This is a genomic window from Methylococcus sp. ANG (assembly GCF_040730495.1).
Lineage (GTDB): Bacteria > Pseudomonadota > Gammaproteobacteria > Methylococcales > Methylococcaceae > Methylococcus.
In genome coordinates this window covers 836,753-861,425 of sequence record NZ_CP160399.1, presented here as the reverse complement: position 1 = coordinate 861,425, position 24,673 = coordinate 836,753, and the positions used below count along the sequence as shown (strand labels likewise).

The 24,673-nt window shown below is 61.1% G+C and carries 23 protein-coding genes and 1 CRISPR repeat array; of the genes, 6 read left to right on the top strand and 17 right to left on the bottom strand.

Features of this window, described 5'->3' with window-relative positions:
* Window positions 1-32: 32 nt before the first annotated feature.
* The 9 genes from istB to ABZN20_RS03995 all read right to left on the bottom strand — a co-directional run bounded on the left by istB (window position 33) and on the right by ABZN20_RS03995 (window position 11,423).
* A complete protein-coding gene (istB, locus tag ABZN20_RS04035; protein WP_367025276.1) occupies window positions 33-788 on the bottom strand; it encodes an IS21-like element helper ATPase IstB in 756 nt (251 codons plus the stop codon).
* 26 nt (window positions 789-814) lie between these two features.
* Window positions 815-2,353 (bottom strand): IS21 family transposase, encoded by a 1,539-nt coding sequence (gene istA / locus ABZN20_RS04030; protein WP_367025277.1) that lies wholly within the window; start codon window positions 2,351-2,353, stop codon window positions 815-817.
* 234 nt (window positions 2,354-2,587) lie between these two features.
* A CRISPR array of direct repeats spans window positions 2,588-6,680; the repeat unit is 36 nt; unit sequence GTCTTAATCCCTTCTTCATCAGGTCTCGATTACAAC.
* Window positions 6,681-6,846: 166 nt separating this feature from the next.
* Window positions 6,847-7,164, bottom strand: coding sequence for a CRISPR-associated endonuclease Cas2 (cas2, locus tag ABZN20_RS04025; RefSeq protein WP_218809138.1), 318 nt, complete (start codon window positions 7,162-7,164; stop codon window positions 6,847-6,849).
* Between the two features lie 2 nt (window positions 7,165-7,166).
* Window positions 7,167-7,940, bottom strand: coding sequence for a CRISPR-associated endonuclease Cas1 (locus tag ABZN20_RS04020; protein WP_218806812.1), 774 nt, complete (start codon window positions 7,938-7,940; stop codon window positions 7,167-7,169).
* Window positions 7,937-8,911 (bottom strand): CRISPR-associated endonuclease Cas1, encoded by a 975-nt coding sequence (gene cas1 / locus ABZN20_RS04015; RefSeq protein ID WP_367026826.1) that lies wholly within the window; start codon window positions 8,909-8,911, stop codon window positions 7,937-7,939. The genes ABZN20_RS04020 and cas1 overlap by 4 nt, the downstream gene beginning before the upstream one ends.
* 7 nt (window positions 8,912-8,918) lie before the next feature.
* Window positions 8,919-9,203: a CRISPR-associated endonuclease Cas2 gene (gene cas2, locus ABZN20_RS04010; RefSeq protein ID WP_218806814.1), complete on the bottom strand. Its 285-nt coding sequence runs from the start codon at window positions 9,201-9,203 to the stop codon at window positions 8,919-8,921.
* 129 nt (window positions 9,204-9,332) lie between these two features.
* Window positions 9,333-10,502 (bottom strand): TIGR02221 family CRISPR-associated protein, encoded by a 1,170-nt coding sequence (gene csx2, locus ABZN20_RS04005; protein ID WP_367026825.1) that lies wholly within the window; start codon window positions 10,500-10,502, stop codon window positions 9,333-9,335.
* Window positions 10,503-10,640: 138 nt separating this feature from the next.
* The gene (csx16, locus tag ABZN20_RS04000; RefSeq protein ID WP_367026824.1) at window positions 10,641-10,940 is read right to left on the bottom strand and encodes a CRISPR-associated protein Csx16; all 300 of its coding nucleotides are present in this window, start codon (window positions 10,938-10,940) and stop codon (window positions 10,641-10,643) included.
* The gene (locus tag ABZN20_RS03995) at window positions 10,941-11,423 is read right to left on the bottom strand and encodes a Uma2 family endonuclease (RefSeq protein WP_218806817.1); all 483 of its coding nucleotides are present in this window, start codon (window positions 11,421-11,423) and stop codon (window positions 10,941-10,943) included.
* 212 nt (window positions 11,424-11,635) lie between these two features.
* Here ABZN20_RS03995 and ABZN20_RS03990 point away from each other — a divergent pair, with 212 nt between their 5' ends.
* Both ABZN20_RS03990 and ABZN20_RS03985 read left to right on the top strand, forming a co-directional pair.
* A complete protein-coding gene (locus tag ABZN20_RS03990; RefSeq protein ID WP_218806818.1) occupies window positions 11,636-11,947 on the top strand; it encodes a DUF1778 domain-containing protein in 312 nt (103 codons plus the stop codon).
* Window positions 11,916-12,401, top strand: a complete 486-nt coding sequence (locus ABZN20_RS03985) for a GNAT family N-acetyltransferase (RefSeq protein ID WP_218806819.1) — start codon at window positions 11,916-11,918, stop codon at window positions 12,399-12,401. Before ABZN20_RS03990 ends, ABZN20_RS03985 begins: the two co-directional genes overlap by 32 nt.
* Before the next feature lie 93 nt (window positions 12,402-12,494).
* Here the strand turns inward: ABZN20_RS03985 and cmr6 are convergent, their stop codons facing one another.
* Window positions 12,495-13,691 carry a type III-B CRISPR module RAMP protein Cmr6 gene (gene cmr6, locus ABZN20_RS03980; protein WP_367026823.1) on the bottom strand — a complete coding sequence of 399 codons (1,197 nt, stop codon included), beginning with the start codon at window positions 13,689-13,691 and terminating at the stop codon, window positions 12,495-12,497.
* A 47-nt stretch (window positions 13,692-13,738) separates the two neighbouring features.
* On the opposite strand from cmr6, the gene ABZN20_RS03975 reads away from it, so the two are divergent.
* Together ABZN20_RS03975 and ABZN20_RS03970 are read left to right on the top strand one after the other, a co-directional pair.
* A complete protein-coding gene (locus ABZN20_RS03975) occupies window positions 13,739-13,954 on the top strand; it encodes a CopG family transcriptional regulator (protein WP_367026822.1) in 216 nt (71 codons plus the stop codon).
* A complete protein-coding gene (locus ABZN20_RS03970; RefSeq protein WP_367026821.1) occupies window positions 13,951-14,373 on the top strand; it encodes a putative toxin-antitoxin system toxin component, PIN family in 423 nt (140 codons plus the stop codon). The genes ABZN20_RS03975 and ABZN20_RS03970 overlap by 4 nt, the downstream gene beginning before the upstream one ends.
* A 14-nt stretch (window positions 14,374-14,387) precedes the next feature.
* Here ABZN20_RS03970 and cmr5 read toward each other — a convergent pair whose 3' ends face one another.
* Both cmr5 and cmr4 read right to left on the bottom strand, forming a co-directional pair.
* A complete protein-coding gene (gene cmr5, locus ABZN20_RS03965; RefSeq protein ID WP_367026820.1) occupies window positions 14,388-14,735 on the bottom strand; it encodes a type III-B CRISPR module-associated protein Cmr5 in 348 nt (115 codons plus the stop codon).
* Between the two features lie 2 nt (window positions 14,736-14,737).
* On the bottom strand, window positions 14,738-15,658 hold the full coding sequence (cmr4, locus tag ABZN20_RS03960; RefSeq protein ID WP_367026819.1) for a type III-B CRISPR module RAMP protein Cmr4: 921 nt from the start codon (window positions 15,656-15,658) through the stop codon (window positions 14,738-14,740).
* Window positions 15,659-15,700: 42 nt separating this feature from the next.
* On the opposite strand from cmr4, the gene ABZN20_RS03955 reads away from it, so the two are divergent.
* Both ABZN20_RS03955 and ABZN20_RS03950 read left to right on the top strand, forming a co-directional pair.
* Entirely contained in the window at window positions 15,701-16,009 is a 309-nt protein-coding gene (locus ABZN20_RS03955; protein ID WP_367026818.1) for a type II toxin-antitoxin system Phd/YefM family antitoxin, read from the top strand.
* The gene (locus ABZN20_RS03950; protein WP_367026817.1) at window positions 16,006-16,401 is read left to right on the top strand and encodes a type II toxin-antitoxin system VapC family toxin; all 396 of its coding nucleotides are present in this window, start codon (window positions 16,006-16,008) and stop codon (window positions 16,399-16,401) included. The genes ABZN20_RS03955 and ABZN20_RS03950 overlap by 4 nt, the downstream gene beginning before the upstream one ends.
* Before the next feature lie 4 nt (window positions 16,402-16,405).
* Here the strand turns inward: ABZN20_RS03950 and ABZN20_RS03945 are convergent, their stop codons facing one another.
* The 5 genes from ABZN20_RS03945 to ABZN20_RS03925 all read right to left on the bottom strand — a co-directional run bounded on the left by ABZN20_RS03945 (window position 16,406) and on the right by ABZN20_RS03925 (window position 24,671).
* A complete protein-coding gene (locus tag ABZN20_RS03945; RefSeq protein WP_367026816.1) occupies window positions 16,406-17,653 on the bottom strand; it encodes a type III-B CRISPR module-associated Cmr3 family protein in 1,248 nt (415 codons plus the stop codon).
* Window positions 17,650-20,787, bottom strand: a complete 3,138-nt coding sequence (gene cas10 / locus ABZN20_RS03940) for a type III-B CRISPR-associated protein Cas10/Cmr2 (protein WP_367026815.1) — start codon at window positions 20,785-20,787, stop codon at window positions 17,650-17,652. The genes ABZN20_RS03945 and cas10 overlap by 4 nt, the downstream gene beginning before the upstream one ends.
* 18 nt (window positions 20,788-20,805) lie before the next feature.
* Complete coding sequence (locus ABZN20_RS03935) at window positions 20,806-21,834, bottom strand: RAMP superfamily CRISPR-associated protein (RefSeq protein WP_367026814.1); 1,029 nt, start codon at window positions 21,832-21,834, stop codon at window positions 20,806-20,808.
* Window positions 21,835-21,951: 117 nt separating this feature from the next.
* A complete protein-coding gene (locus tag ABZN20_RS03930) occupies window positions 21,952-24,081 on the bottom strand; it encodes a CRISPR-associated ring nuclease (protein WP_367026813.1) in 2,130 nt (709 codons plus the stop codon).
* The gene (locus ABZN20_RS03925; RefSeq protein ID WP_367026812.1) at window positions 24,078-24,671 is read right to left on the bottom strand and encodes an NUDIX domain-containing protein; all 594 of its coding nucleotides are present in this window, start codon (window positions 24,669-24,671) and stop codon (window positions 24,078-24,080) included. The genes ABZN20_RS03930 and ABZN20_RS03925 overlap by 4 nt, the downstream gene beginning before the upstream one ends.
* Window positions 24,672-24,673: the final 2 nt, after the last annotated feature.

Below are 24,673 nucleotides of genomic sequence, written 5' to 3'. Positions count from 1 at the left end.
GGGGATCTCATGCCGCGCTGGAGGTTGGTTTTTTACTTGGACCGGTCACGTTGGGTCAAGCCGGCGGTGGTTTTGCGCATCGACTCGCCGGTCAGGGGTAGCCGGTGGGCGTTGTGCAGGAGGCGGTCGAGGATGGCATCGGCGAGGGTGGGCTCGCCGAGGTAGTCGTGCCAGTGCTCGACCGGCAGCTGGCTGGCGATGAGGGTGGAGCGCAGGCCGTGGCGGTCTTCGATCAACTCCATGAGGTCGTTGCGCTGAGAGGCGGTGAGCGGCTGGATGCCCCAGTCGTCGAGGATGAGCAGGTCGGTGCGGGCGAGCTGGTTCATGAGCCGGGAATAGGAGCCGTCGCCGCGGGCGACGGCGAGCTGTTCGAGCAGCCGAGGCAGGCGCAGGTAACGGACGGCTAGTCCCTGGCGGCAGGCCTGATTGCCGAGGGCGCAGGCGAGATAGGTCTTGCCGGTGCCGGTGGGGCCGGTGAGGCAGAGATTGTGATGGGCGCGCAGCCAAGAGCCTTCGGCGAGCGCGGCCATTGGGGGACGATGCAGGCCGCGGGGGTGGCGATAGTCGATATCCTCGATGCAGGCGGCAAGGCGCAGCTTGGCGTCCTTGAGCAAACGGCTGAGGCGGCGGTTGTCGCGGTAGAGCAGCTCCCGGTCGACGAGCAGCGCGAAGCGCTCGTCGAAGGAGAGATCGTGGGTGGCGGGCTGTTCGAGCTGTTGTTCGAAGGCCTCGCGCATGCCGGTGAGGCGCAGGGTGTGGAGCTTGTCCAGGGTTTGCTGGGTGAGCATGGTTTTGTCTCCTGTTGTAACGGGTTTCAGTTGTAGTAGTCGGGACCGCGCACGTTGCCGTGGGCCGGCAGCGCCGCGGCGGTCTCGTCATGGGCCTCATGCGGCTGGCGGTCGAGCCCCTTGTCGAGGATGGAGCTGACGGAGCGATAGGACGGTGATTGGATGGCCAAGGCCCGCGCACAGGCCGCCTCCAGCCGCGCTCGGCTGTAGCGCCGAGCGAGATTGAGCAGGCCCAGGCAGGCGCGGTAGCCGTGCTCGGGATGGGGCCGGTTGTTGAGCTGGTGTTCGACCACGTGCAGCGTCGCTACGCCGATGTCTTTGGCCCAGTTCATGAAGCGCCCCGGTGACCACTGGCGGTGCTCGCGGTGGGACTTGGGCATGTGCTCGGGGAGGGTGGAGAAGCGGCCGGCGCCCTGGCGCGGGTGCGCGGCGACGCGGTGTCCCCGGTGCAGCACCTCGATGCTGGTGGCGGTGGCGCGCAGCTCCAGCACCTGGCCGACCAGCGCATGGGGCACGCTGTAGAGGCGACCGCCGAACTCGACGTGGTAGTCGATGCCGGGCTTGACCTGTTTCCACTCGGCGTACTCGTAAGGCACCAGCGGCAGGGGTTTGAGGGCCGGCCGGTCGAGGGACTCGAACAGGTCGCGGCGGCTGTCGGGCTGGCGCTGGAAGGGGCGGCCGTTGAGTGACTCCAGCAGCTCGTGTATGGCCTGGTTGAGGGCCGCCAGGGAGTGGAAGGTGCGATGGCGCAGCCGGGCCAGAATCCACCGTTCCACGACTTGCACGGCCACCTCCACCTTGGCCTTGTCCTTCGGCTGGTAAGGGCGCGCCGGCAGGATGGCGGCGCCGTAGTGGCGGGCCAGCTCGGCGTAGGTGGCGTTGGGCTCGGGGGCGTAGCGGCAGGGCTGGCTCACCGCCGCGCGCAGGTTGTCCGGCACCCACAGCGCGGGGGTGCCGCCGAAGTAGCGCAGGGCGCGCTGATGGGAGGCGATCCAGTCCGGCAGCGCCTGGGTCCAGGTGGCCTCGGCGTAGGTGTAGCTGGAGGCGCCGAGCACGGCGACGAACACCTGCGCCTGGCGCAGCTCGCCGGTGGCGGGGTCGATCACCGGAACGGTGGGGCCGCAGTAGTCGAGAAAGAGCTTCTCGCCGGCGTGGTGAACCTGGCGCATGCTGCGCCGCTGCTGGCCCTGCCAGAGCCGGTAACGGTGGCAGAACTGGCTGTAACGGTAAGCGGCCTCGCCGTGGGTCGCCACGTACTCGGCCCACAGCAGCTGCAGGGTCACCCCCTTGCGCTTGAGCTCGTGGTGAAGGCGCGGCAGGTCCGGCTCCACGAAGCGCGCCGGGGCCGTGGGGGCGGGGAACAGCAACCGCTCCAGGGCCGCCTCGTCCATCGCCCCGGGCAGCGGCCAAGCAACGCCCTTCGCCTGGGCGAGGCTCACGTACTTGCTGACCACGCCCTTGGAGACGCCCAGCGCCCGGGCGATCTTCTCGTGGCTGAGCTTCGCCTCGTGCTTGAGGCGCAGAATCTCGGTGATGTGTCGCATGGAACTCCTCTTTGCCGGCATGTCGCCCCCTTCGAAAGTAAAAGGGCGGCTCTATGCCTGTTGGGGTTGAGAAATTCCAGCGCGGCTGAGGTGATTCCGGGAACGTGACCGCGATTTCCGGCATCGTGACCACCGATTCCGGCCGGAAGGCCAAAATCGGTCACGATCAAACGGAATCGCCGGTCACGTTGGGCCGGAATACGCATCAGGTCTCGATTACAACCGAGAACCAAACGGACCTGGGGGAAATCCTGGGTCTTAATCCCTTCTTCATCAGGTCTCGATTACAACGGCGGGCAATAGGAATGCCCGCGTTGAACGCATGGTCTTAATCCCTTCTTCATCAGGTCTCGATTACAACGGAAAAGAGGGGCATAAGGTCGCGGAAGATTACATCGTCTTAATCCCTTCTTCATCAGGTCTCGATTACAACTATTTAAAGTCGCCACGTTAGGTGGCGGCACGAGGTCTTAATCCCTTCTTCATCAGGTCTCGATTACAACGGCACTGTTGCAGGCAACCTGACGGAGTATTATTGTCTTAATCCCTTCTTCATCAGGTCTCGATTACAACATTATGTTGATTGAAATATGTTATGGCGAAAACCAGTCTTAATCCCTTCTTCATCAGGTCTCGATTACAACTACAGTGAGCGCATGGGGCGTGTGCTGTTGGGCGTGTCTTAATCCCTTCTTCATCAGGTCTCGATTACAACCTTCGAGGAGGCAGATGCTATCCTGGCATCTGCCGAGTCTTAATCCCTTCTTCATCAGGTCTCGATTACAACGAAGAGCTCGCTAGGGGCATGTTGGTCATTTTGGGTCTTAATCCCTTCTTCATCAGGTCTCGATTACAACGGAAAATTTTTTCGATGCCCGCCCCTACGGGACCGTCTTAATCCCTTCTTCATCAGGTCTCGATTACAACGCAGACGCTATTCTGGCATCTGCCGACCAGTTTGGTCTTAATCCCTTCTTCATCAGGTCTCGATTACAACTACCGGATGCGGTGAAAGTTGAGAGTGCCGCCGAAGTCTTAATCCCTTCTTCATCAGGTCTCGATTACAACATTCCCAACGCCACCAATGGGGTGGCGGTAATTGGGTCTTAATCCCTTCTTCATCAGGTCTCGATTACAACTGAGACTGTTGATCCTCCTTGCCCCGCTTCGGCGGTCTTAATCCCTTCTTCATCAGGTCTCGATTACAACTTCGCCCTGGACATTAATCAAGCAGTAATCTACGGTCTTAATCCCTTCTTCATCAGGTCTCGATTACAACCCCTGGGTGGCGGCACGTTGGGGTATGAAACCCCGTCTTAATCCCTTCTTCATCAGGTCTCGATTACAACATACGTTCGTCGCAAACAAGAATCCGGCGCGCTGTCTTAATCCCTTCTTCATCAGGTCTCGATTACAACCCCATTCCAGTGCGGAATGGCTTGAGGTCAATGCGTCTTAATCCCTTCTTCATCAGGTCTCGATTACAACTCAAGACCGTGGCCACAATCATCAAACATTCCACTGTCTTAATCCCTTCTTCATCAGGTCTCGATTACAACTAAGGCTGGCGGAGAAATCCAAAAAAATCCCAGCGTCTTAATCCCTTCTTCATCAGGTCTCGATTACAACTCGTATTTCTGGTTGGTTACGAAAACCTCGGTGAGTCTTAATCCCTTCTTCATCAGGTCTCGATTACAACCTACCCACATTCGGGTAGTATGTAAAAACACCATTGTCTTAATCCCTTCTTCATCAGGTCTCGATTACAACGATAATCGGTTAGATAATTATTGTCTTAATCCCTTCTTCATCAGGTCTCGATTACAACTATGAACACTATCGACAACAATTTCTCCGAAATCGTCTTAATCCCTTCTTCATCAGGTCTCGATTACAACAATTGTTTAAAGTCAATTAAGGAAAAAGAAAATGGTCTTAATCCCTTCTTCATCAGGTCTCGATTACAACCCCTCGTTCGCAACCAATATGGCGCTCTTTACGCGTCTTAATCCCTTCTTCATCAGGTCTCGATTACAACGGTGCTGGAGGTGGAGGCCAGCGGGCGTGAAATCGTCTTAATCCCTTCTTCATCAGGTCTCGATTACAACAACAGATTCCCGATGCCGCTTGCAGCCCCTCGTCTTAATCCCTTCTTCATCAGGTCTCGATTACAACATTGCAGGCGTACCCAGCGCGGCAGATCAAAAGGCGTCTTAATCCCTTCTTCATCAGGTCTCGATTACAACAAAAAGTCACGCTTGAAAAACGCGCCAAAGAATACGTCTTAATCCCTTCTTCATCAGGTCTCGATTACAACAAAACGGAGCGCTGAAGATTACATTGAAATGTTCGGTCTTAATCCCTTCTTCATCAGGTCTCGATTACAACGGACCGCTGCCCTTGGGACTGGATTTAACCAGGGTCTTAATCCCTTCTTCATCAGGTCTCGATTACAACTCGAGATGCATTTGCAAGGCGCGGGATTGCGGATTGTCTTAATCCCTTCTTCATCAGGTCTCGATTACAACGGCGTAATCGGCGATGTTCTTGATCGCGCTCTTGTCTTAATCCCTTCTTCATCAGGTCTCGATTACAACCTACTACGCCCACGACAACACTATGGGTGATATCGTCTTAATCCCTTCTTCATCAGGTCTCGATTACAACGGCTGCGGTGCTCAACAGTCCTATTTCCATAGGGTCTTAATCCCTTCTTCATCAGGTCTCGATTACAACGCGGACGCCGAGGCAAAGCCCACGACCACGCCGTGTCTTAATCCCTTCTTCATCAGGTCTCGATTACAACGCAAGGCCGAGAACAACTCGGCACCGGCGCAACAGTCTTAATCCCTTCTTCATCAGGTCTCGATTACAACAACGCCGGAAAGCTGCGGGCTGGCCAGGAGTACGGGTCTTAATCCCTTCTTCATCAGGTCTCGATTACAACAACCGTGTCCGCCCTGGTGGCGGACGCCGAGTCCGTCTTAATCCCTTCTTCATCAGGTCTCGATTACAACGCTCCGGCAGCTCCAAATCGAGGAACTGTCCGGCGTCTTAATCCCTTCTTCATCAGGTCTCGATTACAACTGTCGCACGCTGAGAGCCCTTGGATGGACCGTATCAGTCTTAATCCCTTCTTCATCAGGTCTCGATTACAACGAAATCATCTTCGACGTATACCCCGTATGCGCTGTGTCTTAATCCCTTCTTCATCAGGTCTCGATTACAACATCAACGAGAACGGCAACGTTGCGGTTTTCCACGTCTTAATCCCTTCTTCATCAGGTCTCGATTACAACCGCTCGAGTACGCGACATGGAACCTGTTCTGGTGTCTTAATCCCTTCTTCATCAGGTCTCGATTACAACATCTGAAGTCCGTCTATTTTGAGGATAATTTGGCGTCTTAATCCCTTCTTCATCAGGTCTCGATTACAACAACTCCAGATGAGATCGACATGCGGGTGTGGAGAGGGTCTTAATCCCTTCTTCATCAGGTCTCGATTACAACAGCCGTCGCCGTCGCCGTCGCCGTCGCCGCTGCGTCTTAATCCCTTCTTCATCAGGTCTCGATTACAACATGGAAATCGAAGTAAATATGTTCGCAGCCGTTTGTCTTAATCCCTTCTTCATCAGGTCTCGATTACAACGACTGGGGCCGGCAAGACCGTGGTGCTCTCAAGTCTTAATCCCTTCTTCATCAGGTCTCGATTACAACAAAGGGGCAGCTTGGGTTATCGGTTGCCTATTCGGTCTTAATCCCTTCTTCATCAGGTCTCGATTACAACCCTGAGCGGGGCCAACCTGAGCGGGGCCGACCTGGTCTTAATCCCTTCTTCATCAGGTCTCGATTACAACCCTGCAACACGCGCAAGGGCGCCCGTCCCCTGGCCGTCTTAATCCCTTCTTCATCAGGTCTCGATTACAACCACAACTGGCGGTCGATGGGACCAGCAAGCCCAGTCTTAATCCCTTCTTCATCAGGTCTCGATTACAACAAGAGCAAACGACATGAAGAGAAGAGAAATCGACGTCTTAATCCCTTCTTCATCAGGTCTCGATTACAACTCCCCGATCCAGCGAAGCTCTCTGCATCCACGTTGTCTTAATCCCTTCTTCATCAGGTCTCGATTACAACCGGGGTGATGGATTGTTGTCGTGGTTCGACGAAAGTCTTAATCCCTTCTTCATCAGGTCTCGATTACAACCTCACGCGGCCGATGCCTTCCTCACGCTGGCGATGTCTTAATCCCTTCTTCATCAGGTCTCGATTACAACAGAGAAAGATTTCTAGCTATGAATGAATTTGTTGTGTCTTAATCCCTTCTTCATCAGGTCTCGATTACAACTGCTTCGTCTTTTTTCTCCTTGCCATTCAATGGCTTGCAAAGGGGGTTGAAGAAAAATCGCCGGTTCAAAAAGCTGACTCCCCGGAGGGTGGCTTTCCTGCGTATGTCATGACGTCCGTTCCGTGTGTAGTAAACCATCGGTGCGAAATCCGGGCAAGACGGGCGGTCAGGATTTGCTCAGGGAAAGCAGGTCGCAGCCGCGGTCGATGAGGAAGACGCCCTCGGGAAAGCTCTGGCGTCCGAGCCGGATGCGTTCGCCATGCAGGGGAAAGGGATAAACGCGGACGTCGTCGCGGCGCGGATCGATGATTTCGCCGATGGTTTCGAGCATGCGCGCCCGTTTGCGCGGTGAGAGTTCGGCGACGAATACCGAATACTGCAAGGGTACGCCCAGACCGCTGAGATAGCGGTGCAGACGGGTCAGACGGCGGGGATCGGCGATGTCATAGCTGATGATGTGGAGCCGGGGGAGGTTTTGGGCCACGTTCAAACCGTTTCTATCAGCCAGCGGTGCATACGGGAAGTGATGCTGCGGGTCAGCCAGTCGAGTCTTTCTCTCCGTCGTTCGTACCAGGCAACGATTTCGGACGGCGACGGACTTTCGGCGATACGGCCTTGCTGGAGCCGGTACTCCAGCCACGCTGCGCAGGGCAGCTCGAACTCCCACCGCAACAGGCGGACCCAGCCGGCGACGGGGTCGAAGCCGAGCGCGGCACACTGGCTCAGGTCGACGCCGAGATCGTGCAGGGTCTGGGTGACGTGTGAATTCAGCAGGCAGCGAAGGTGAGCGCCGATGGCCCGGTAGGCGTCGTATCCCCCCATTTCCTTGGCGGAGTCGAGGAACAGCCGCCGCAACTCCGTGGCGGTGAGGTCGGGTGCGAAGGCGAGACCGGCGCGGCGGATCAGGCTGCGGAGGGCGCTACGCTCGACGCCGTCGAGCCAGTCGGCGTAGAGCGTGTCGCGGTCGGGGTGCTGGAGCAATTCGTCGAGGCGTTGGGCGAAGCGGTCGTGCGGCGAGGGACGCGGTCCGATGCAGCGCATGGCGAGTCTGCCATCTCCATCGAGGAACGTGACGGTGATGCCGGATTCGGCGCACAGCAGCAGGGCCGCGGTGCTCCACTCGACGTTGCGCGTGGATACCACCCGTGATAGCCGGCCCAGGGGGTACCAGCGCGGCGCATGTTCGGGCTGGCTGATTTTCAGCGCGGCGCCGTCGTTGGCGACCTGAAGGTTGCTGCCGTAAAGGTAGAGCGGTTTCATGCGGCGGCGCTCCCGTTCGCGTCGTGATCTTCCTTGAGGCGGGTGGCGATGCCGTGTACCTGTCGCCGCAGCAGCCGGCGTAAGGGGCGGCAGCGGATTTCGAAGGCGCTGTAGAAACGTTCGCGGCCGGCTTTTCCGAGCAGACAGGCATCGCCGCTGCTGGTGAAATGGTCGTCGCGCAGAACACGGTCGGCGAACAGTCGCCAGACCCAGCCGTCGATGTGGGCGCGCAGGGGTTCGATCAGGTCGGCGGCCAGCGATTCGCGGTTATAGGCGGGTTCGTGGTAGAAGCCGATATAGGGGTCCAGTCCGCCGGCATGACAGGCGGCGATGGCTTCGAAATGCAGCAGGGTGTAAGCCAGCGACAACACGGCGTTGACCGGGTCCCGCGGCGGCCGGCGGTTGCGGCCGGTGAAGCCGAGCGCCGGTGGAAACAGGCTTTGCATGGCGCCGAAATGGGCGGCGGCCCCGGCGCCTTCCAGTCCGCGCAGGCTGGGCAGGGCGCCGGCTTCGGCTGGCAGGGCTTGGACCTTGCCGATCAGTTCCATCAGGCTGCCCTGGGCATCGGTCAGAGGCTTGCGGCAATCGGGCCGTTCCAGCAGGGCCCGGGTGAGCATGCGGTGCTGGGCGCGCAGCTTGAGCAGCACCAGGGTGCGGGCCCAGCGGGCGCGGTAGCCGGCGTCGTGATACCAGCGGTATTGGCCGATCCGCCGCCAGGCATCCCCTTGCGGACGGCCCAGCACGGTGGCCATGTGCCTGCCGTGGCGGCCGCTGAGCAGTACCAGGCCGATGCCTTCTTCGGTCAGTGCGCCGATGGCTCCGGAGGTGAGTGTCACGGCGCCACGGATCACGACGCGGTCGATCAGGCTGATCGGCACCGTGCCGCTTTTGGCGCCGTTTTCATAAAGGCAAAGGTGCTTGCCTTCGTGGCGGAGTTCGAGGTCTTTGCGGTCCAGATACAGGGTGCCCATGGGGATGTCATCCGACGTAGTAGTACTCGGGATCGGCTGGCGGAATGGCAATGCCGAGGACGGCCACCTTGGGTGCCGGATCGAGCCGGATCAAGAAGAAGCGGTCTTCGGCGGGGTCGATCACCCCGGCGACGTCTTCCAGCAGTTGGCGTTTTTCACTGGCACTGAGGAAACATTCGAACACCGATTTCTGGCCGCCGGTGCTGTAGTTGCGCAGCACTTTCAGTGCGGCCCGCAGCCGGTTGTCGTTCGAGATGTCGTAAGCGCCGAGGTACAGGGTGCGTTTCGCCATGGCGCAAGATTACCGGGCGAACGGCGGGGAGGGTGGGGTGGCAAGCTTGCCGGGGAGGGCGGTTGCGACTTCGCTCAGCCGGCGGCTTTCGCTTGCCGTTCCCCGAGCGAAGTCGCGGGGGCTCCGGCTTTAACCGAAGAGCGCCTTGCGAATCTGTTGGAGCGTCGTCCGGAGCTTATTCGCGTCTGTCATCGCCTGTCGCACATCGTTGTCGTTGGCGCGCAGTCCGTGCGCCATGGCGTTGCGCAATCGGGTGAGCAACTTGAAGCCGGCCTGATCTCGATGATCGTTCCGGGCAGCCTCTCGCGCCTGGTAGTCGTTGATGTCTTCCTTGCGCTCGTAGACCTGGCCGGTGATGAAGCTCTCCTGCAGGAAGATCGCGCTGCGCAGGAAATCGGAGCGCTCCAGCGCGGCATCCGCCAATGCCAGCTCCCAGTCGGCGCGGCGGGGTTTGCGGCACCACGCCAGGCGGCGCAGCAGTTCCGGTTGGAACAGTCCGCCAATCGGGGTATTCAGTTGCTCGATCGCTGAATAGACGGTGTTGAGCGATTGCTGTGCCTGGACCGGATTGCCGGTGCGTTCACGGAAGGCGGCCAAGCGCAACTGTTCGGCGTTTCTCGTATCGAAGCCTTCCTGCTCGAGCAACGAGGCGAAAACTCCATAATCCCCGTCCTTGTCATAGGCGGCCAGGGCTTGAACCCAGTTCATGAGCCGGAGCAGGCCGCCCAGACGCACCACGGGGGTGGCATTTTCGCTCTCCATGCCGAAAGCCCCGTAGTAAATATCGGCGATTTGGGCTTTCTTGACCCGCTCCAGATATTGGGCGGCGACCAGCGCCAGCATCGGCAGGGTCCGGAAGGCGTGGGTGATGTCCAGAAAAACCTCGTCGCCCTCCTTCACGGTGTCGGCGAGCCTTCGCAGTACCGCGACCTGTTCTTCCTGGCTCACGGCATAAGGCACGATGGCCGGGTATACCGGAACGCCCAATCGGTTCTCCAGCAACGGAGTGAGTTTTTCGAGCAGCGCATCGTCAACCCGGTTTGCCTGTGCGGCGTCAAGCAGTTGCAACCGGGCTTCTTCATGTTCGCCGGCTTGGGCCTGATGCTCGATGAATACGTCCCACATGCTGCCGGAGGTGCCGAGGATGACCAGCCGGTCGGGCCGCAGATATTCAGTCAGCGCCAGTCCGAAGTAGGGCGAGGTGCGTTGGCTGCCGTCTTCGAAACGGTAGGTCGCGGTCTGGTAGCCGGTATTGGGGTCGAGACGGCCTTTGCCGAGGAAGCTGATGAGGGTTCTCACGGTGTGCTTGGTTCCCACGGATCGGTTTGTTCGGAACTTACATTCCAGGAATCTCCCGTTACGGAATCGGTAGTCCGCTGGCAATGCCGAGCTTCGGCTTCGCACCCCAGCATCACGACCGATGGGACCGTACGGCCGTCAAGCCGACGGGATGGCCCGCACCTCGAATTGTTCCAGGCGCGCGCCGAAGCGGCGGAGATCGTCGGCGGAAAGTTCCCGCCCCCGCCATTCCGCCGGCACGGTCAGACTGAGGTGGAGGTAGCGGGCGCCGCGTGCGCACACCTCGGCGGCGAGGTTGACCGGCAGCGTGCCGAGCACCGTATCGCCCGGGCTGACTTCAGCCGGGTCGAGATGATCGACCCGGCGGTCGACCCGGATGCCCTCTTGTTCCGCCCACACGCGGGCGCCGGGGTGGCGGGTGATGAAGAAGGTGGTCATTCAGAAGGGCAGCTCGACGCGATCGGGAAAGTCCGGCACCAGTGCCCTGTGTTCCAGCCGGGCATGATTGTTGTAGAAACGCATGCCGCCGTCCTGGTCGCAAATCCAGAATTCACGGGCGCCACGGGCGAAATACGGTTCTTTCTTTTCTTCCATTTCCGCGATGCCATTCGATGGCGACAGAATTTCCACCACGATTTCGGGGGACTCGGGGTAGGGGTTCGCGTCGTGATAACGGCGGAGGAAGTCGGTGCTGGCCAACGCGACATCCGCGACTCGAACGCCATCGGACGTCTGAATGCTGCATTCCGTGATCGGCCGGTGGCCGGGGGCCAGTTTGAGCAGCCATTCCGTGATCGCAACCCGAAACTGACCATGGCGGTTGGAAGCGGGACTCATCACGATATGACCCCAGCGATCGGTTTCGAATTTGAAGGGCAGATTCTCGAATAACGGGTTTTCGCAGATTTCTTGCCAATTCATGGGAGCCTCAGGGAAGGGCGTCGATGTTAAGCGCTTGTACCGGACAAGGGGCGCAGTGCCTTTTTGATATCGTCTTTTTTTAGCCCGAGACGTTCAAGGGCTGGACCCGCGATGGTTTTCAGCGTGCCCTCAACAGGTTGTCATTATGCGGGTGTGGCGCCATTTTGGCGACAATGTTACGCTGATCGTCGTAATCAACCGAGGAGGCAACGATGGGAACCACTGGTGCCAAACAAGACCGCATCGGCGCCCGCGTGCCCCATGAGGTCTACGAAACGCTGTGCCGCGCCGCCGAGCTGACGGGATCCACGGTCAACCAGTTTCTGGTCCAGGCTGCGCTGAAGGAGGCTCAGGCGGTCATCGAGCGCGAAGAAGTGATCCGCCTGTCCGCCCGCGACTGGGACTGGCTTCTCGACCTGATGGAGAACCCGCCCGAACCAAACGCCAAGCTGAAGGCAGCCCTGGATCGCTACGAGAAGGCCAAGCTGGACGATGCGGGTACTTCCTTTAACTGGAAACCATGACCGGCAGAGTTTCGACTGCGGCCGCCAGGAGCTGAACGACTGGCTGCGGCAAGTCGCGCGCCAACATCAGGACAAAGGGCTATCGAGAACCTTCGTCGCCATCCGCGAAGAGGAGCCGGAGCGCATTTGCGGTTACTACGCGCTGACCTTGGCGGAATTGGAAAGCCTGCACCTGCCCGCGACTTGGCGCAAGAAGCTGCCGCGCCGCGTTCCCGGCGTGCGCCTGGGGCGGCTAGCCGTCGATCAGCGCCATCAGGGCAAGAAGCTCGGCGAGCTGCTGCTGGTCGATGCGCTGGGCCGGGCGGAGCGAATCTACACGGAAGCCGGCGGCATCGGTCTCTTCGTCGACGCCATCGACGAGCGAGCGGCCGCCTACTACCTGCGCTTCGGCTTCCGGGCGATTCCTGACAACCCGCTCCTGCTGTTCTTTCCAGCCAGCGTGGCGGTCCGCTGACGAAGAGACGGCAAGGTGAGCTTTAATTAGGCCGAAACCGGCCTCCCCCGATAATGCCCGATTCCGTCCACGGGCGGGTGATGAAGAAGGTCGTCATGCGATTTCCACACGCACCACGGTTTTCCCGCATACATAGGCCGTGATTTTGATGAACTGATTGGCGAGAACCTTCTTTTGAATTTCGGGCGGCAAGGTTTCCAGTAACTTCTTTCCTTTCGGCGCGAGAGCGGCGGCGCTCTTGCCATCCTTCTCGACCGAGAGCGTTCCGTTGCTCTGGTTGAATTTGATGCGCGCACCGGGCCATGGAACAGCCTGCTCGGCTTGCCGCGCTTCCTCCTGTTTTCTGGCGATTTCCTTCATTTGTTCCGCACGTTCCGCGGCTGCGGTTTCCTGCGCTTGGCGCTGTTTGTCGGAGCGCATCGCCCCATACCCCACCGCCGTCTTGGCGCCGAAGCCGAGCCATTGAAACGCGTGCTCGAACGCGGCTTCGATCAGTTTTTGCCATTGGCCATCGGTGGCAAGCTCCGGGGCGAGGCGATCAAGATGCGCGAGGTCGCACTGCACATGGAAGGTGAACCCGGAGCCGGGCGGCACGGTGAGGAAGCTGATAGGGGTGGGCTGGCCGGAGTCGTGGGGGGATTGGCCGTCCTGGTAATAATGCTTCTGGTGCGGGGTCATGATTTCGACCATCAGGCTGTCGCCCTTGATTTGGGGGATGACGTCCCAGAAGGTCAGGGCACCGCGCAGATGCTCGGTGTCGCCGTTTTTCGATTCCAACCCGAAAAGGATGTCGACGACGGACAGGCCCTCCCCCTCTGCCAAGTCCCTCTCCCTCTGGGAGAGGGATTTAGGGTGAGGGTGCTCTTCGTCCCAGCCGTGCGTTTCTCCCCATTCGCCCGAAGCCAATTCCCGCGCCGCTTGCCGCAGCACGCCCTTGACCCCGCTGCCGGGGAGATAGGGCAGGCCGTAGGGGTTGAGAAAGGCGAAGCCGTTTTCCAGCGGGTGCTCGTTGCCCAGGCCGGTGGTGAAGGGGGCGATGGATTGGGCTTCGAGGCGGAGCGTGTTTTCAGACGACGCAATGGCGTCAAAACATCGCTCTTGCCGGGCAATCAGCGCCTGCATGGTCTTCATATCGTTGTCGCCAAGACGCTTGGCCCCATCAAGTGGTTTGTCTCTCGTTTTTGACCAAGCAGCGCCTTCCCAAAGCGTTAAATACATCCCAAATCGCATCCCTGGCGAAGCGTCCTTAAAGTCGTTGCCCAAATAGACGGGTACGGCTGCAATCGGCATGGCGTGTTATCCTGTATTACGTTGACTTACATTGAGCGGAGGACACTATGGCCACTCTGACCATCCGTCTCGACGATGAGCTCGATGCTGCCCTGACCCGACTGGCAGAAGAGGCGCATCGCACCAAGAGCGATCTGGTGCGGGAGATGATTCGCAAACAGACGGCGCTGCAAGCCTTCAAACGGGCGCGTTCATTGATCGTGCCGGCCGCCGAGCAAGCCGGATACCTCACCGATGAGGACGTGTTCCGGGATGTGTCGTGAAGGTCTTTCTCGACACCAACGTCTGGGCCAGCGCTTTCGGCAGCCGCGGTATCTGTCAGGACTTGCTCGAGCTGCTGCTTGGCGAGCCCGGTGTCCGAGCGTTTCGGTTGCTGACTTGTGAGCAGGTCAAAGCGGAAACCCTGCGCACCTTGCGTGACAAGTTCCGTGTTTCCAGCGCGGGTTTGGCTGCGGCAACTGCCGTTCTTGCCGATGTTGAAGCGGTGGACGTTTTCAATTGTCCACCCTTGCCGGCGGGTTTTCCCGATGCCGACGACTGGCCAATCCTGTGCGCGGCTATTGCGGCCAGAGCCGACATGATCGTCACCGGCGACAAGGCGCTGCTGGCGCTGGAGGCCATCGAGGGCCTGCCGATCGTCGATCCGCGCACCGCCTATCTGCGCTTGCGCGGATTGGCTTAGCTCGTTCATCCTGCTCATCCCTGCCTCGCGGCGGCCATCTGCCGCAACCAACGCAGCCAGGCGAAGGCTTCGGTGGTGATGGCTTGATATTTGGCCGGCTTGGACTTCATGAGCGCTTGCATCAAGGGCTCGAAGCCGGGGTCGTGGTTAACGCCGTTGAATCGTTGGTTAAGCCAGGCGCGCAGATGTTGCGCAACCGCTTCATTGGCGCCGCCTTTTTCATGGCAGAACGCCAGCACTTGCATCAGCCCGCTGTTCATGATGAGCGCGGGCAAGCCCTTGGCGACGTTGACGTGCTCCTTGGTATAACTCGCGCACTTCTCCCACGCATCCTGAGCCCGTTGTTGTTCCAGTGTCGCCATGTTCAGCCCTCCACCACTTTGGCTACCACCAATCCGCGTCCGGTGGTCGCGTCGCCGCCGATCTGCAGCAGCTTGCCGTCGATGACGTTTTTGATCTTGGCCATCACGCTCACGGCGTCCTCCCAGTCGTCCTTTCTGCCGGTGCGGGTCTGGCTCGCCAGCATGGGGGCCACGAGCAGCGATTCCGGCGGCAGGTTTTCGGTGTAGAACAGGCCGCCGTCCTTGGCGGTGCCGGTCTTTTCATCGATGCGCACATGCGGTTCCACCAGCATGGCGTTCTCGGCGAAGTAAGCGAAATCGGTGTCGGAGAGGACGACCAGGTCGGTTTTGAGTTTGTCGCGGAAGAAGGCGTAGCCGTTGTCATCCGGTAGAGCGCGGGTGGCGAGGTCTTCGGAAAGCCTGGGCAAATTCGGGGACACCCTAGCGGTGTACTCGAAGGCTTCCAGATGCAGCTTGTCGCCTGAGAGCAATGCCGGATTGGCGATAAGGCACTGGCCTTCTCCGATATCTGGAAGGTCGGGCCAATTCGCCGCAACGCCGATGAGCCCGAGCAACCGCCGCGCCCGCGAAATCGCCTGCGGACAAGTGGCATATACGTAACCGCCCTTGAGCGAGCGGATCGGCAGGGCTACGAGTTGGGCGTCGCCGAAGCTCACGGCGCCGGCGTGGAGTTCCGAACTGTCCGCGTCCGGACCGAACAATACCGTAATCAACTCCTTCAGCGGGCGATCCTGGCTCGTTCCCTTGGCGAGGGCTTCAAACCCATGCCGCACCGCCCCCTTGATGCCGGAGCCGGCAAAGCAGGGATGGCCAGTGTGGCGCTCGCGCTGGATCGGGTTGTCGATGACGCCCACGGCGCTTCCTGCCCCGAGATGCACGGGACTGACGGCGTAGAGGAAGATGGCGGCGTGTTTCTCAAACATGGTTAAATCGTCCCGTAGTTAGTCAATGATGAGGTCATCAAGATGGTTGCGATCAATGTTCATGAGGCCAAGGCGCATCTGTCTGAGTATCTGTCCCGGGTCGAGGCGGGCGAGACGGTGATCATCGCCCGGCGCAACAAGCCCATTGCCAAACTCGTGCCCGTCGGCCCGGAGGAGACGGGAAAGACGGGAAAGAAGCGCCGGCCGATCGGACTGGCCAAAGGCATGGGACATGTCTTGCCGGCGTTTTTCGAGCCGATGAGCGAGGAGGAGTTGGCCGATTGGTATGAGATCTGTCCCGAAGATCCTCTCCATCCAGACTGGAGACCGTCCGAGGAGAAAGGCGTGTGAAGCTGCTGCTCGACACCTGCGTGTTCCTTTGGCTGATCTGGGACGAACCGGAGTTGACCGGGCCAATGCGTGAGGTCCTCGGCGATCCAGAACACGAGGTGTGGGTCAGCGCCGTATCGATTTGGGAGGCTGTCCAAAAACATCGCCTTGGCAAACTCGAGGTTATCGCGCCCGAGGGGGCGTGGGCACATTTCGTGACCCAGAGAGATACGCATGAGCTGAATCCGCTGCCGTTCGATGAAGTGCATGTGCGCCATTTGCGGCAATTGCCCGTTCTGCACCGCGACCCCTTCGACCGCATGCTGATTTGCCAGACGATCGAGTGCGGCTTGACGCTGGTCACGCCAGACCACGCTATCCGGCGTTACCCGATCCGCACGCTGTGGACATAGCCATTCATTCATCTTTTAACCTCCAGGCAGCCAAAGCCACGCGGTTGAAGCCCTCGGCGCGACGGGCGGCATCTTCGCATGGCTCGTTCCAAAGGCCGCATTCGGCAAGCTTGCGCAGCGCTTCCGGCGTGGCCTCCAGTTCATCGAGCCACCAGACGCTGCCGGTGGGGGCGGCACGCTGGGCGCTCTTGGGTCGCCATTTGGCCAGATCCCAGCCGGAAACTACCTCGGCGCGCGGCACGGCGGCGCAGACCAGACGGCCCTTGACGCCGTGCAGGTCGAACCGAAATTCGCCCTCGGCCGTTTTCGTGACGCCGGTGGGCAGCCAGCCGGCACTCACCCCCGGCCCCGAAGGGCGAGGGGAGCCGAAAATGCCGGGAGTGGCCAACACCAGGCGGCAGCGGCGGGCGGCGGCGATGGCGTCGAAATCGGCTTGCGGCATGCACGGGTCGACGGCGTGAATCGCGGCCGCCCGGCCATCGCCGCCCAGCCGCAGGGCGCCGTCCTTGGGCGGATTAGCGCCTGCCACGCCAACCAGAAAGCCCACGTCATGATTCGCCAGGATGGGTTTGCCGGATTCGTTGTCCGTGCCGATGCGGTGGCCCTGCTTGGTCATTGCCACCGCCTGCACCGAAAACAGCCGGCCATCGGCGGCGCGGCGCTTGTCGGCAACCAGCCCCACACCCACGCGCGGGTCGATCCGCCAGAGCGCGCTGGATTTCACCAGGTCGTCCGGTGTCGGCGTTTCGCCCGCAAGATAGCGTTTCCAGCCGGATTCGGTCAGCCAGTAGCCCGACGCAGGTTTGCTCCGTTCGGTTTCGGCCAGCACCGGCAGCAGCGGCAACGGGGCGGAACTCGATATCCCCTCTCCCTGTGGGAGAGGGGAAGGGGTGAGGGCGCGAATGCTTGGTGTGCCGTCCGAGCTTTCGCTCACCACCAGGTCCGCCGGCATCTGGAACAAGGCCTCCACGCTGCCGCCGCCATGGCGGCGGGCCAGTTGGAAGGTCGTCACGATGAACGCGCCGGGTTTTGCCGGGGTACCCAGCGCCGGATGGTCGATCTCGCCGCGCGCGAAAGCCGCCAAATCCACCCCCTCATCCGCCAGCATCCGCGAACGCAGCGCCCCCGCCGCGACGGAAGGCCAGGGCGGAATCAAGGATTCGCCGAAGCTGCCGGGGTCGCCGAACAGCTTGTTGCCGCGCAGGAACAGCACGTCCAGGGGTTCGAGAAAACGGTATTCGACGGCGCTCATGCGTCTTCTCCATTGCTACGGGTTTCGCGTGCGAGGAATTCGGCGACGGACAGGAAGTTGGCCAGCCATTTCAGGCCGTCCCTGGGTTGTTTCGATGCCAGATTGGCCAAGCGTCCGGAAATGGCGCTGGCCTGGTCTTTCAAGTTCTTGCGCCTGTCCTGGTCTTTTTCGTTCACTTGCCGCGCAAGCTGAAATGCAAGCAAGGATTTCAGCATCTCGGGTTTGCCTTTCGGATCGGGCAGGTCCGTCAGCCATTCCAGGCTGTTGTAGACCGCCCGGCGCGAAGTGCCTTCATCGGCGAGGAAGTCGCGCAGATCGCCGAGCAATTTCACCGGCTCGCCCCATTTCTCGGTGAGATACAAGGCCCCGCCGGAGCGCTTGATGACGGTAATGGAAAAGGCGTCACGGCCGCCTTCCTTTTTGGCGCGTTGTTCCGTTGCCCGGAGTTCCCGCAACACCGCCCTGAGTGGGGCCTGATGGTGGGCGATGACCGCGCCGCAGGACGCTGTGGCGGTATGGCCCATCATGCGCAGGAGCGACTTGATGCGCTGGTTTTTCCCTTCGCCGACGGACAGCGCCGCAAAGCCTTTCTGTAGCGTCAAGCCGTGGTGCTTTCCGCCCTCGTGTTCGGGATCGACGCCCGAATAGGCATGGCGCAGCCTTTGCATGGTCGAAAGCAAATCGGCCACCGGCAGCATGGCCAGCACGTCGTCGCCGCCCGCATAGATCACCCGCCCCAAGTGCTCGTCCTCGACCACATGGCGTACCACGGTTTGCGAAAAATCGTTGAGCGCGCCGGAAATGGCCAGATGCCGGTTGGGCGAGATCGGGCGCTTCTGCGCGCCGTACTTCCGAATCAAATCCTGCCGCGCCGCGTGCTCGTCGAATCCTTTCTGTACCTGTGGATGGAAGCTGTCCCGGTAGGCGATGGCGGTGCCGGTTTTCTCATCGCCCGAGAGAATGGCCCCCATGCGGTCGCCGTCCATCATCAGTAGGGCGTAATAGGTTTCCAGCCGGATTTCCTCCGTATTCTCCCCTCTCCCTTTGGGAGAGGGGCCGGGGGTGAGGGCCAGCGTCCGGCGCACCAGACGTCTGATTTCCGCCGCTTCTGTTTCCGTGATGTCTTCGTCGCTCTCGAGGTCGAGCAGACCGGGAATGCGCTTGGCATCATCCAGCGCCTGATTGCCGTGATGGCGCAGCATGAGGCGTCGCGGCAGCGCCACCGTGTCGCTGCGATACTTCTTGAGGGCAAAGGCAAGTCCTTCAGCCGTATGTCCGCCTCCTTCCAGCCATTGATCGAGTTGATGCGCCAGCGCCATGGTATGGGTGGACACCACGAAACGGCCTATATCTTTTTTGCGGGTGGCGTTTTCGACCTCCTCCGCAAAAATCGTCGGCCACAGGCGCTTGATCGCGGGCAGCGCGCCGAGGTGCTCGCCTTTCTTGGCCCAGGAGGGTTTGCTGGCGGCGACTTTGGCCCAAAGCGTGTCGGACTGCTGGCGATACGATCTATTCAGTTGGTCCGGATCCGTGGTCAGCCACTCCGTCTCGCCAGTCAGCGCGCAACGCCATCCCTTTTGTTCGGTTTGGTCGAAGGTGCGCGCGGCCTTGGCCGCCGCCATGACCCGCTCGGCCAGGTCGTACACCGCCGGGTAGAGCACGCCGGGGTTGGGGGCGAAGAAAGTCGTGCCGTCACCCCAGTCGATCTCTTTACTCAGCGCTTGCCAGGCCGGCGTGGCGAGAAAGCCGTAACTGCCCTCACCCCCGGCCCCTCTCCCGCCTGCGGGCGAGGGGTGGAAGAACGGCGCCATGGCGGCGGTCAGCGCCGTGGTATCGAGATCGGTCTGATTTTCCGCATTGCGCGGCCGGATGAGCGAGAACGGTACCGCTGCCCAATGCACTTCCGGGAAATCTTGTAGTTGGTCGCGCATCTGCCGGTAGGCATGGACGGATTCGTCGCGGGGCGCATTCTTTTCCTTGAAGCCGGCTTCTTCGAGCAGCCGATCCACCACCGTTTGTCCCAACGTGAGCAACCAGCCGCGCACGGCCAGCGTGACCTGCTCGGCGATGGTTCGCGCCTGGCTGGCCGGCACCACGGCCACGAAACGGTTGGGCAGCGCCGCCGAAAACAGCGGGTTCGCATCCGTCGCGCCGCGCATCCAGTCGCAGCTCTGGAATAACTCGGCGGGCAACTCCATTTGGTCGCGCAGCCATAGATCCACCTGGGGAATGCCGCGCAGGCGTGGGAACAGAATGGCGTCCGGCCCGAGTTGCTCGCACACCGGGCGCATCGCCTCCCAAGCCAGGCGCGAGAGCAGATGCGAGCCGGCCCACAGGTCGGAGGTGGTGCGGGCGGCGGCGATGAACCCCTGCACCGGGCCGATGGACAGCGCCAGCAGCGCGGCGCCGCCTTCGGGGTCGGCGGCAAAGGCGCCGGCGAAAGCCGAGGTCAGGTCGAGATGGTCCCAGATGGAATGATCGGGAAGGCGCGTGTCGGCGGGCAGCAAGCCCCACAACGCGCCCAGCTTGCCATTGTCCTCGGTATCCGCTCCGCTCAAGGACAAATCCGGGCCGAAGCGCCAGTAGGCGAGCAGCGTCTTGCGCAGATCGTGCGTTTCACCCTCTTTGGCGCCGAGTTTCACCAGCAGGCTGGAGAAATGCTCGAAGCTGCGCTGCTTGATGTCGTCGAAATCCGTGTCGGCCAGGCCGCCGGGCAACTCGTATTGCTCGCCGGTCAGCGGATGGATGAGCACCGGCTTTTTCGTCCAGCGGACCTGAGCCCATGGTGCAACGGCCAGGGTCTTTTCCTCGCCCTTCTTCGTGGTGACGGTGATTTCCTGCATCGGCCATTGCGGACGGTCGGCGGCGGCGGCCCACCAATCGGCGCGCTGGACATGGCGGTAAATCTCCAGCGGCAGACCCTTCTTGAAGATCACCGTGGAAAGCGCGTCGGCGTTGTCCGGGTCGAGGGTCTCGGCACCGATTTCGGACAAGCCCAGCAGCCGGGTCAGCGCGCGGGAGGTACCGCCCTCGTGTCCCGCCGGGTCACGCAGCAGCACCAGGGCCTTTTCCGCCGGGTCATGGATGCGGGCGGCGAGTTTGGTTTGCCAGAGGATGTTGTTGGTGTTTTCCATGATCTTGTCCTATCAACCCTAGCGGGTAACATGCGGGGATTGGTCAAGGGTGTTGCATACGACCTGCCATGCTCGTCGCAACAGATCAGCCTGCATGGATTTGCCGCTTTCCGCGGGTAGCTTGTGTGGCAGGGCAAATACTCGAATTCCCAGCTTCCCGTTTTCACTCGGAATAATCTTCCAGCGCAATGGGCTTGGCATGCGACCGGGCGTGGCAAATCCCAGCGCGGGACGCAAGTCTCTTCCGCTGATTCCCTTTAGTTCGCTACGAACCCGCCGGCGCTCAATGGCAACGACCCTCATCGCTTCATGCCATGCGTTGAATGACAGATTGCTCTGCCAGACACACAATCCGTCATCGTCTGTTGCCAGCGACATTGGCCAATCGTGGCCAAGGCATTTGTCGAGGGGCCTTGCATAACGGCTTATCTCCTCGCGACGCATCTGCTCAAGGTCCTCGACGCGAAGTGCTCCCCAGCCGCCGCGGCTGCGGCTACCGAGTAGGCCGAATGCATTGATCAATCGCATGATTTCCAGGATTTTTGGTGCGTATTCATCTGGCACGGCGATATACAGCCGGCGTGTCGTTTCGATGGTCGGTCCTTCGTTGCTGTCGGCTGCCTTGATCGCAGTACGGTCTGGTTGCCCAGCACCTCGCTTGATGAGACCAAACCAGGCATAGCTGGTCTCTAATCCGTTGGAGAGCGGTGCCACTCCTGTTTGGGTTCCAACTAGCCATGCCTTTTCATGATCATCGTTCGGGTGTTCCAACCGCATTCGCACCAAACTCTTGCGTGCCGACACTTTTTGCCCGCGCTCATCGCGGTCATCATCGAGCCAGGCATGGCCGAATAGTTTCCCTTCTTCATGCCGCATGTCCGCGATGTCCACGCGAAAACCATGATCAGCCGCATACGCCACCCGCCACCATTGCCGCAGCAGCGCCTTGAACGGCGGTGTGCGCCATTGGCCGCTTTGTTCGGCGTTGCCAAGGAAGGCCGGGGTGAGGAATTGCACTCGGTAGGACAGCGTTTTCGTCGGGCTCAAGAGGGGCTCTCCTTGATCAGTAGCCAAGCAGCGGAAGATCGGAACGTATTATGATCGAGCCGATGGCGGTTCTCCCGGTCCGGCAAGCTTGCCGACAACGAGATGCTCGGACGGGGATCACGCATGGGCATCGGTGAAGTGGTCGAGCACCCGCCGATAAATTTGGGCATCGGCCTCCCGGAGCAATTCCGCCTTGTCCGGCGCCGGCAAAAAGCCATGGGTGAATGCCTGCCGGATCATGGCCAGCGCATCCCAGAGACAGAGCTTGCCTCCGCTCATGCGCGCCGCCGTCAGGTATTCATCGCTCAGGCCGGTGTGGCTGATGCCGGGATTGTCGGTGCACAAGGTAAGCGGCAGTCCTTTTTGCCAGAGGTCCAACAACGGGTAGGCCGGGCAGTCCTGGCTTTCTGCCACGGCGGGATCGCGGTAACCGACGACTTCCCGGTTCGAAGTGGGGCAAAGCTCCAGGCAAATGCGGCGGTCGCGGAAGCGTTCCGCCAACTGGGGATGTTCGGCGATGGTGAGTCCGTGGCCGATCCGGTCCGCGTGCAGATGATAGGTGGCCTGCCAGATCGACTCGGCTGATTCGCCTTCGCCGGCATGGATGGTGATCGGGAGACAAATTTCGAACGCTTTTTTGAATAGGCTGGCGATCTGTTCCGGCCGGGTGGTGCCCTCGTCACCGGCCAGGTCCAGGCCCGCCACGAAATCCGGCATCTCCTTCTTGGCTTCGACGGCGAGTTCGATCACCTGGGCGATGCGGTCGCGCTGCCGACGGTCGGCGATGACGGTGAAGGAAAAGCGCGGAACCGGGCCAGCGGCGGGGCTGGGCAGAGCATCGTGCAGCGCCTGGCGCAATTGCCGCAGAAAGGCGAGGCCGTCGCCGTATTTCTGGGGGCTGCCGCGCAATTCGACATACAGGAGCCCCTCGCCGAGGGACTGGCGGACGACGGCGCGGGCATACTGCTGGATGGCCGCCGGGTGCGTCAACAGGGCGGAACCGGACAACTCGCCGGGCCGCTCGTAAGCGGCGAATTTCAGCGGATGCCTTTCGCGCAGGGCGACGCGCGGCTCGGTGACGCCGTACAGATTGTGGTGGAGCCGATCGTCGTCGGCCTCGACCAACAGGGCGGCGGCGCAATGCGAGCGGGGCTCCGGCGCGGCGCGGAGCAGTTCCGGCCAGTCGTTAGGCCAGTTTCGATGCTGGAGCAGGGGCGCTACCCTGGTCAATGCCGCATCGCGTTCGGACGCGGTCAAGCTCTGCCAGATGGCCCGGCCTGTTTCCCGCTGGGCGGCGAGGTCGAGACAGCCGCCCAAATGCCGGTGCAGATCGGCTTTGGGCAGGCGTTCCAGCCATTCACGGTGTTGCGGGCCGATGGCGGTGTTGCGCAGGAAATCGATGGTACGGGGCGGCAGCCGGTAGAGACTGCGCCAATTTTCGTGCTGTTCGGCGTGGCTCAGTTGTTGCAGATAATTGCCCAGAAGCCGGCTTCCCGCGGTTTCGCGTTCGGTCAGTTCCTGTGCCAGCAGACTTTCCATCGGCGCGGGCCAGGCCAGAACCGTTCCCGGCTCGGGCAGGGGCAAAGGAAAGCGGCTGGCGGCGACCGGCGGGCGCTCATCGAGGGCGACATCCAGCAACTCGCTGCGGGGCGATGCCCCCGTGGCGATCAAGGGCAGGATGGTGCCGGCGCAGCTCCGGCCTTCGGGGTCCGTGGCGGGCAGTGGCCGGGTCAGGCATTCCGCCGAGGGATTCTTCAGCACCGGCGGCATCTCGTTTTCGATCACGTGCAGCAAAGCCTGGCAGCCGAACACCGATGCGGCCCGCTGCAGATCGGCGCTCATGGTTTTGCGTCCCCCCGCCAGTGACAACAGCACTTGTCCGCCCTGGGCATGGTCATGCGCCAGCAGCGCGGCGCGGAGGACCAGTTCCCGCATGTGGTCACATTCGGCCTGGCTGGCAAGCTGGTCCGTGCCTTCGGCCTGCCAGATACGCAGTGTGACCGGAGCCTCCAGGCGGCCGAGCCAGTCGAGCAAGCGCTCGATGCCGGCGCGAGTTCTTTCGCCTTGCGTCGTGCACACCCAGATTTCGTCGGGTGCAGCCAAACCGTAGCGGGAGCGCAGCGCATCGAGTGCCTCGCGCTCGGGATGGTTCAGAAACAGCGGCAGGCGGGCGGGGGCGAGAAATCCATAGGCCTCCGGGATGACGGCCCAGGATGCGCCCAAGGTGCAAAGCAGGATGTGAGTCATCGGTTTTCCCCAGAAACGTATTGCGCCGCAAGCCGGCTCCACAATTCGAAGCGAGGCTCGGCCAGGATTTCAGGCGCCGGACGGAAGCCGATGCCCGCCAAGGCCGGGTCCACTGAGCTGGGCGGATCGCTGTCGTACCAGTCCAGCAGATAAAGCAGCCCCAAATGCACCCGCCCGATCGGAGAAAGCCCCTCGTAAATCCAGGCCACGGGCTCGATCGGCTCGGGCGGCGGCTGCCAGTTCAGCTCTTCACCGAGTTCACGCTGCAAGGTGTTCCATAGCGTCTCGCCCAGGGTGGCGTCTTCATCCTCACGGTCCACGTGCCCGCCCACTCCGCAACTGAAGCGCTCCCGCAGCCGCGCGTCGCCGCCATGGCGGCAATAACACCAAAGATCGCCTCGCCCATTACGGAGCAAGGCGTAAGGAATGAGCTGCAAGTAGCGCTCATCGGCCTCGGCATCGGCGCGGGGCAGCCACAGCGTTTCGCCCGGCCAAGCCCCCGAGTCGCGAGGCCACGCCAAGGCGGCGCCATGGCCGTCAGAAGCCGGCAACACGGGAGACGAGACCACTGGCAAGACGCGATCGCCCATCG

What these genes read in the sequence shown, in the direction of transcription:
- istB (WP_367025276.1), bottom strand. Translation starts at nt 788, where the DNA reads ATGCTCACCCAGCAAACCCTGGACAAGCTCCACACCCTGCGCCTCACC.
- istA (WP_367025277.1), bottom strand. Translation starts at nt 2,353, where the DNA reads ATGCCGGCAAAGAGGAGTTCCATGCGACACATCACCGAGATTCTGCGC.
- ABZN20_RS04020 (WP_218806812.1), bottom strand. Translation starts at nt 7,940, where the DNA reads ATGAAACCGCTCTACCTTTACGGCAGCAACCTTCAGGTCGCCAACGAC.
- cas1 (WP_367026826.1), bottom strand. Translation starts at nt 8,911, where the DNA reads ATGGGCACCCTGTATCTGGACCGCAAAGACCTCGAACTCCGCCACGAA.
- cas2 (WP_218806814.1), bottom strand. Translation starts at nt 9,203, where the DNA reads ATGGCGAAACGCACCCTGTACCTCGGCGCTTACGACATCTCGAACGAC.
- csx16 (WP_367026824.1), bottom strand. Translation starts at nt 10,940, where the DNA reads ATGACCACCTTCTTCATCACCCGCCACCCCGGCGCCCGCGTGTGGGCG.
- ABZN20_RS03995 (WP_218806817.1), bottom strand. Translation starts at nt 11,423, where the DNA reads ATGAATTGGCAAGAAATCTGCGAAAACCCGTTATTCGAGAATCTGCCC.
- ABZN20_RS03990 (WP_218806818.1), top strand. Translation starts at nt 11,636, where the DNA reads ATGGGAACCACTGGTGCCAAACAAGACCGCATCGGCGCCCGCGTGCCC.
- ABZN20_RS03985 (WP_218806819.1), top strand. Translation starts at nt 11,916, where the DNA reads ATGCGGGTACTTCCTTTAACTGGAAACCATGACCGGCAGAGTTTCGAC.
- cmr6 (WP_367026823.1), bottom strand. Translation starts at nt 13,691, where the DNA reads ATGCCGATTGCAGCCGTACCCGTCTATTTGGGCAACGACTTTAAGGAC.
- ABZN20_RS03975 (WP_367026822.1), top strand. Translation starts at nt 13,739, where the DNA reads ATGGCCACTCTGACCATCCGTCTCGACGATGAGCTCGATGCTGCCCTG.
- cmr5 (WP_367026820.1), bottom strand. Translation starts at nt 14,735, where the DNA reads ATGGCGACACTGGAACAACAACGGGCTCAGGATGCGTGGGAGAAGTGC.
- cmr4 (WP_367026819.1), bottom strand. Translation starts at nt 15,658, where the DNA reads ATGTTTGAGAAACACGCCGCCATCTTCCTCTACGCCGTCAGTCCCGTG.
- ABZN20_RS03955 (WP_367026818.1), top strand. Translation starts at nt 15,701, where the DNA reads ATGGTTGCGATCAATGTTCATGAGGCCAAGGCGCATCTGTCTGAGTAT.
- ABZN20_RS03945 (WP_367026816.1), bottom strand. Translation starts at nt 17,653, where the DNA reads ATGAGCGCCGTCGAATACCGTTTTCTCGAACCCCTGGACGTGCTGTTC.
- cas10 (WP_367026815.1), bottom strand. Translation starts at nt 20,787, where the DNA reads ATGGAAAACACCAACAACATCCTCTGGCAAACCAAACTCGCCGCCCGC.
- ABZN20_RS03930 (WP_367026813.1), bottom strand. Translation starts at nt 24,081, where the DNA reads ATGACTCACATCCTGCTTTGCACCTTGGGCGCATCCTGGGCCGTCATC.
- ABZN20_RS03925 (WP_367026812.1), bottom strand. Translation starts at nt 24,671, where the DNA reads ATGGGCGATCGCGTCTTGCCAGTGGTCTCGTCTCCCGTGTTGCCGGCT.